The following is a 1,371-nucleotide window of genomic DNA, read 5'->3' as shown; positions in this document are numbered from 1 at the left end:
GTAAGCGCTCCACAAACCCCATCTTCTGCAACTGAATAGTGTCCATCAGACTGGTGTCACCCGATCCCAAGGAGGACACCATGACCGACCTGACCCCGACACAGGCCTTCTGGCTGGGCCATCTGTTCCATGCTTCCTCTCGGCAATTGCCGTTGAGTGAGAACGCAGCGGAGCAGGGACTGGAGCTGGCGTCACTGCTGGCGTGGGAGCAGCGCCTGGTGGTGCAGGAGGTACCAGTACCACCTCGTCATCGCCCGCAGCGCTTCGTCGCCGTGGAGGTGGCCCGATGATTCGGCCAGACACGGGACTGAGGGTCTACCTGTGCCGCGAGCCGGTCGACATGCGCAAGCAGATCGACGGGTTGGCCCTGCTGGTTCAGGAGGCCATGGAGCTCAACCCCTTCGAGGAAGCAGTGTTCGTGTTCGGCAACCGCCAGCGCGACAAGGTGAAGCTGCTGTTCTGGGAGCGCAACGGCTTCGTCGTCTGGTACAAGCGCCTGGAGCGGGAGCGCTTCAAGTGGCCGGACCGGCTGGAGGGCGACACCGTCACGCTCTCGGGCCAGGAGCTGAACTGGCTCCTGGATGGCTATGACCTCAGCGCCATGCGTCCCCATAAGGCGCTGGATTTTCAGGCGGTTGGCTGATTTTCTGCTGTTTTCAGCAGCACCGCTTGATAAAATGTCAGCATGAATTCATCGGCCTCGACTCCCTCTGCCAGCGTCTCCCAGCTGCAGCGCCAAGTGCGCGCTCAGCAGGAAGAGATTGCGCGTCTCCATCAGCTGATGGAGAAGAAAGAGGCCGAGTGGGAAGCCGCCAAGGCCGCGCTGTTCGAGCAGTTCCGACTGGCCATCGAGCGTCAGTTCGGCCCCTCCACCGAAAAATACCGTGTCGCGCAGGGGGATCTTCTCATCAACGAGGCCGAAGTGGCGGTCGACGAGGAGGAGGCCAGCGTTCAGGATGGCACGGATGACGACGAGGTAGACGCGCCGACCGAGCCCCATCCGCCGGCCAAGCGCCGCAGCCGTGGCGGCCGGGTGGCCCTGCCGCCCGAACTGCCCCGCGTCGAGGTTATCCATGAGCTCCCCGAGGATGCCCGTCATTGCCATGACGACGGCACCGAGCTCAAGGAGGTCGGTAGAGAGGTCAGCGAGGAGCTGCATGTGGTGCCGGCGCGGGTCGAGGTGATCCGCCATGTACGCATCAAGTACGGCTGCCCCGCCTGCGAGGAGGGTGTACAGATCGCCCCGGCGCCGGCCAAGCTGCTGCCGAAGAGTAACGCCAGCCCGACGCTGCTCGCCTATGTGGCTACCGCCAAGTACCAGGATGCCTTGCCGCTCTACCGGCAGAGCCAGATCTTTGCCCGTCACGGCGC

At 63.8% G+C, this 1,371-nt stretch carries 3 protein-coding genes; all 3 read left to right on the top strand.

What is annotated here, in order from left to right; translation table 11 throughout:
* Nucleotides 1-80: 80 nt before the first annotated feature.
* A complete protein-coding gene (locus tag BM388_RS17480; protein WP_089847289.1) occupies nucleotides 81-290 on the top strand; it encodes a hypothetical protein in 210 nt (69 codons plus the stop codon).
* Nucleotides 287-643 (top strand): IS66 family insertion sequence element accessory protein TnpB, encoded by a 357-nt coding sequence (gene tnpB / locus BM388_RS17475; protein ID WP_089852511.1) that lies wholly within the window; start codon nucleotides 287-289, stop codon nucleotides 641-643. The genes BM388_RS17480 and tnpB overlap by 4 nt, the downstream gene beginning before the upstream one ends.
* A gap of 42 nt (nucleotides 644-685) precedes the next feature.
* On the top strand, nucleotides 686-1,371 hold a 686-nt coding region (locus tag BM388_RS17470; RefSeq protein ID WP_139234001.1), incomplete at its 3' end, for an IS66 family transposase zinc-finger binding domain-containing protein.

The sequence above is a fragment of the Halomonas saccharevitans genome (assembly GCF_900116405.1).
Lineage (GTDB): Bacteria > Pseudomonadota > Gammaproteobacteria > Pseudomonadales > Halomonadaceae > Halomonas > Halomonas saccharevitans.
The sequence above is the reverse complement of the archived record's forward strand: the minus strand, read 5'-3'. Positions and strand labels throughout refer to the sequence as shown.